The 4,443-nt window shown below is 57.8% G+C and carries 5 protein-coding genes and 1 other RNA gene; 1 reads left to right on the top strand and 5 read right to left on the bottom strand.

The window, feature by feature from the left end; genetic code table 11:
- Nucleotides 1-955 (top strand): sialidase family protein (locus tag AC3B8H_RS18880; RefSeq protein ID WP_488443070.1); only part of this gene is annotated, 955 nt, incomplete at its 5' end.
- A gap of 10 nt (nt 956-965) precedes the next feature.
- Here AC3B8H_RS18880 and rimK read toward each other — a convergent pair.
- The 5 genes from rimK to rnpB all read right to left on the bottom strand — a co-directional run bounded on the left by rimK (nt 966) and on the right by rnpB (nt 4,098).
- Nucleotides 966-1,856 (bottom strand): 30S ribosomal protein S6--L-glutamate ligase, encoded by an 891-nt coding sequence (gene rimK, locus AC3B8H_RS18875; protein ID WP_488443069.1) that lies wholly within the window; start codon nt 1,854-1,856, stop codon nt 966-968.
- Between the two features lie 15 nt (nt 1,857-1,871).
- Nucleotides 1,872-2,546: an acireductone synthase gene (gene mtnC, locus AC3B8H_RS18870; RefSeq protein ID WP_488443068.1), complete on the bottom strand. Its 675-nt coding sequence runs from the start codon at nt 2,544-2,546 to the stop codon at nt 1,872-1,874.
- Nucleotides 2,543-3,100, bottom strand: coding sequence for a 1,2-dihydroxy-3-keto-5-methylthiopentene dioxygenase (locus tag AC3B8H_RS18865; RefSeq protein ID WP_488443067.1), 558 nt, complete (start codon nt 3,098-3,100; stop codon nt 2,543-2,545). The genes mtnC and AC3B8H_RS18865 overlap by 4 nt, the downstream gene beginning before the upstream one ends.
- Nucleotides 3,097-3,720: a methylthioribulose 1-phosphate dehydratase gene (locus AC3B8H_RS18860; RefSeq protein WP_488443066.1), complete on the bottom strand. Its 624-nt coding sequence runs from the start codon at nt 3,718-3,720 to the stop codon at nt 3,097-3,099. Before AC3B8H_RS18860 ends, AC3B8H_RS18865 begins: the two co-directional genes overlap by 4 nt.
- Before the next feature lie 27 nt (nt 3,721-3,747).
- An RNA gene (gene rnpB, locus AC3B8H_RS18855) (RNase P RNA component class A) lies at nt 3,748-4,098 on the bottom strand.
- Nucleotides 4,099-4,443: the final 345 nt, after the last annotated feature.

Raw genomic sequence — 4,443 nt, 5'->3', positions numbered from 1 at the left:
CGCCGAACCGGAAGCTATCGCCTCGCACGGCGAGTACCGGCCCAAAATCAAAACCGATCGACAAGGCACGCTATTCGTGACTTGGACTCAGACCTTGGAGAAACGCCATAGCGGACATATTCGATTTTCCCGGTCCATGGATGGAGGACAAAGTTTTAGTAAACCCGTCACGATCAACGACGACCCCAATATCACCGGCCATCGCTTCGACAGCCTAGCTGTGGGGCAAAATGGCGAGGTTTTCGTTGCGTGGCTGGACGCGCGCGATAAGGACAAGGCAAAAGCCGAGAACCGGCCGTTCGACGGCTCGGCGGTCTATTTCGCTTGGTCTCGGGATGGCGGGCAAAGCTTCCAACCCAACCGACGGCTAGCGCCCCACAGTTGCGAATGCTGCCGGCTGGGCACCGAGATCGACAAGGACAACCTGCCTGTCGTGCTATGGCGGCATGTTTTCGACGGCGGCATCCGCGATCACGCCATCAACAAATTCGTAGCCTGGGATACGCCCGGCACCGTCCGGCGCGTCGAAAGCACAAACTGGAAAATCGACGCCTGCCCCCACCACGGTCCGGGACTTTCGATAGATGAAGCCGGCGGCTATCACGTCGTCTGGTTCAGCGGCGCCGAATCCCGGCCGGGCCTGTTCTATGCCCGCTCCACCAACCAAGGCCAAGATTTTTCCGCACCGTATCCCTTTGGCGGCGCCGGTGCCAAACACCCCCAAGTGCTAGCCAAAGACCGACAAGTCTGGGTGGTTTGGTCCGAATTCGACGGCAGCCGGAATTTGGTAAGGCATATGTATTCCGACGACGCCGGCGAAAGCTGGTCGCCGGCCGAGACTTTGGCGAGCGCAACGGGAAAAGTCGACGACGCCTTTCTGATCGGCGACGACCGGGATGTGTATTTGTCCTGGCAAACCGATCGCGGTTACCGATTCGTTCCGCTGACGAGGTAAACAGCCGAATTTAAACGGGCCTGTTTTTTCGGGCGTTCTTTTCGATATATTCGATCATCAAACCGGCGATGTCCTTGTCGCAGGTTTTTTCGATACCCTCCAGGCCCGGCGAGGAATTGACTTCCATGACCAGCGGTCCGCGCTTGGAACGCAGCAAGTCCACGCCGCAGACATCCAATCCCATCACTTTCGCCGCGCCAACCGCGGTGGCGCGTTCTTGCGGCGTCAGCCGGACCACGCTGGCGCTGCCGCCGCGATGCAGGTTGGAGCGGAACTCGCCTTCGCGGCCTTGGCGTTTCATCGCCGCCACCACCTTGTCGCCGATCACAAAACAGCGAATGTCGCTGCCGGCCGCTTCCTGGATAAACTCTTGCACCATGATGTTGGCGTTCAAACCCATGAAGGCTTGGATCACGCTGTGCGCGGCGTTATGCGTTTCGGCCAGTACTACGCCGATGCCTTGCGAGCCTTCCACCAGTTTGATGACCAACGGCGCGCCGCCGACTTCGGCAATCAGGTCTTCAATGTTGTCGGGATTGTGCGCGAACGCGGTAATCGGCAGATCGATGCCTTTGCGGGCCAATAATTGGCTGGACGCTAACTTGTCGCGGGAGCGGCTGATCGCAGCCGAATTGTTCAACGTGAAGGTATTCATCACCTCGAACTGGCGCAGTACCGCCGTGCCGTAAAAGGTGATCGACGCGCCGATGCGCGGAATCACCGCGTCGTAGCTCAACAAATCCTCGCCCATGTAATGGATCGACGGCTTCATCGAGGTGATGTTCATATAGCAATGGGTCGGGTCGAACACCCTGGCCTGGTGCCCGCGCGCCGTGGCGGCCTCGACCAGACGAACGCTGGAATACAAGCTGGCGTCGCGGGACAGTATCGCGATTTTCATGACCGCCGGCGGTGCTTAGGGCTGGACGGCGTCGAAATCGGCAACTTGCGGATGCTCTGCATCAGACATCGGGTCTTGCTCCCGCACCAGCCAGCGCGTCGCCATGCCGGCTTCGCGGGCCGCATCCAATTCTTCGCGGATGTCCGACAGGAATAAAATCCGGTCGGCAGGCAAACCCAGCTCGGCGGCGATACGCCGGTAGGAGTCGGCTTCGCGCTTGCCGCCGATGTGAGTATCGAAGTAGCCGGAAAACAGCGAGGTCAAATCGCCGAAATCGCTATGGCCGAACAATAACTTTTGCGCCTGCACCGAGCCGGACGAGTACACGTACAACCGGTAACCCCGGGCATGCCAAGCCTTGAGATTGCGCACCGCATCCTCGTAAACGTGGCCGGTAAAATCGCCGTTACGGTAGCCGTCCAGCCAGATCAGGCCTTGCAAGGATTTCAAAGGCGTGATCTTTTGATCGGCGTCTATCCAGGCAATCAATTGTTCGACTATCGCGGCCCGCTCCGCCGTCCCGTCCATCAGTCCAGCGGCATCGTCCAACAGCGCCTTGACCTGCGGTTCGTCGCCATGGCGACCGATAAAATCCGCCAGATGCGTCCGCGCGTAAGGAAACAACACGTCCTTGACGAAGGACAGCGATGAGGTGGTTCCTTCGATGTCGGTGACGATGGCTTCGATCATAAAGTCAGCAGGTATTGATCCAGGGTCGGAAAGCGCTCGGCGATCTTTTCGCCGGTAAACTCGGCCACCCAGCCGTCTTCGGTAGTGAACAGGCGAATGCATTTGAATTGCGGATTTTCGCCCATATCGAACCAATGCTTGGTGTTGGCCGGCACGCTGATCAAATCGCCCTGTTCGCACAGCACTGCGTGGACTTGATCGTCGACATGCAAATAAAACAAACCCTTGCCCTCGACGAAAAACCGCACCTCGAAGTCGCTATGGGTGTGCTCGGATAAAAACTTCTGCCGTAATGCCTCCTTATTCGGATGCTCGGCGTTCAGGCTGATCACGTCCACCGATTGAAAACCGTATTGCTGCTTCAGTTGGTCGATCGAACGCTGATATGCGCTTAAGACCGTATCGCTATCGGCATCGGCGCCGAATGTTCGATCGGCTTGCCAGCGCTCGAACTGCACGCCCAACTCGCTTAACCGAGCGGCGATGTCGGCGAACTCGCGGAAGGTGCGGCCTTGATCGGGCTGGCCGGCGGGATAAATCGTTAAAGCGCTCATAAACGTGTCACTCCATGCAGACGAATTTCAATGTCGAACAAAAACTCCAGGGCTTCCAAATGGCGCAAGGCATCGTCCACCGAAGCGCCCCAGGTGTAAAACCCGTGGCCGGCGATGATGTAACCGTGCACATCGTCGTGAGTATCCATATAGGCGTCGACCTTGGCCGCCAAGCGCGGAATATCCTGATCGTTGCCAAAAATCGGCACGACGATCCGAGTTTCATGGGTGGCGATGCCGGGCAGAGCTTTCAACAATTCGTAGTCTTCCAGCACGATTTCGTGTTGAAACAGGCGCGCCGTCAGCGTGGCGTTGACCGAATGCGGATGCAACACCGCTTGCACCTGAGGAAAACGTTGGTAAATCGACGTGTGCAACAAGGTCTCGGCCGACGGCTTCTTGCCGTCCAGCGACTGGCCGGAGCTATCGATCAACATGATATCATCAGGTTCCAGCCGGCCCTTGTGGCGACCGGATACGGTAATCGCGATATTGCCGTCGGAGAGCCTGGCCGAGAAATTGCCGCTGGTCGCCGGCACCCAGCCCTTGCTATCGATGAAACGGCCGGCGGCAATCAATTGCTCCGCCTTCCGGAAAAATTCGTCGGTCTTGGATGTCATGGAATATTTTGCGGATTGCAAAAGAAGGGAAAGAGTTGGCCTGTAAGCCGGGTTCTGTCGTGAACAGCCATTCATCTAGGCGCTTGATCACCCAAGCGCTCAAGCAATCTACCCAGGAACAGCGCGGGCCACGCCAATGCTCCTCTATTTGATCTTGCTCCGGGTGGGGTTTACCCTGCCACACCTGTTACCAGTTGCGCGGTGCGCTCTTACCGCACCATTTCACCCTTACCGGGTACGATTCGAACCAGGCGGTATATTTTCTGCGGCACTTTCCGTAGGCTCGCGCCTCCCAGGCATTACCTGGCACCCTGCCCTATGGAGCCCGGACTTTCCTCCCTCCCGCTTACGCGAAACGGCGACTGTTCGGCCAACTCTGGCGGCGATTATACAGACAATGCCAAAAAATTGGGCGGGACGAACGCTAAAGGTAGTCACCAAGCAGCAAGCTAGCCGATTCGCTACCCAGGGCGAGTTGAATCGTTGGTTGCCCAGATTGTGCAGCCCGAGCCGGCCATTTGCCAAGCCCACAAACCTGGGAGACTGACGCGAATGGCTTTTTGCTTCACTCGCAAGGCTATTAACATTGCGCGCAACGCTTGAAGCCTTGCGTTTAATGCTCGGAGCATCGCGCGCAAGCCTACGAGCCTTGCGATGAATGCTCGGAGCGTTGCGCCCAAGGCTTGGAGTCGGGCGTTAGGCAAGGGTGTTTGAGGGTATCCT

This window comes from Methylomonas sp. BG-2, from assembly GCF_057766305.1.
Note: the sequence above shows the minus strand (reverse complement) of the source record. Positions and strands in the feature narration are given on the sequence as shown.

What these genes read in the sequence shown, in the direction of transcription:
- rimK (WP_488443069.1), bottom strand. Translation starts at nt 1,856, where the DNA reads ATGAAAATCGCGATACTGTCCCGCGACGCCAGCTTGTATTCCAGCGTT.
- mtnC (WP_488443068.1), bottom strand. Translation starts at nt 2,546, where the DNA reads ATGATCGAAGCCATCGTCACCGACATCGAAGGAACCACCTCATCGCTG.
- AC3B8H_RS18865 (WP_488443067.1), bottom strand. Translation starts at nt 3,100, where the DNA reads ATGAGCGCTTTAACGATTTATCCCGCCGGCCAGCCCGATCAAGGCCGC.
- AC3B8H_RS18860 (WP_488443066.1), bottom strand. Translation starts at nt 3,720, where the DNA reads ATGACATCCAAGACCGACGAATTTTTCCGGAAGGCGGAGCAATTGATT.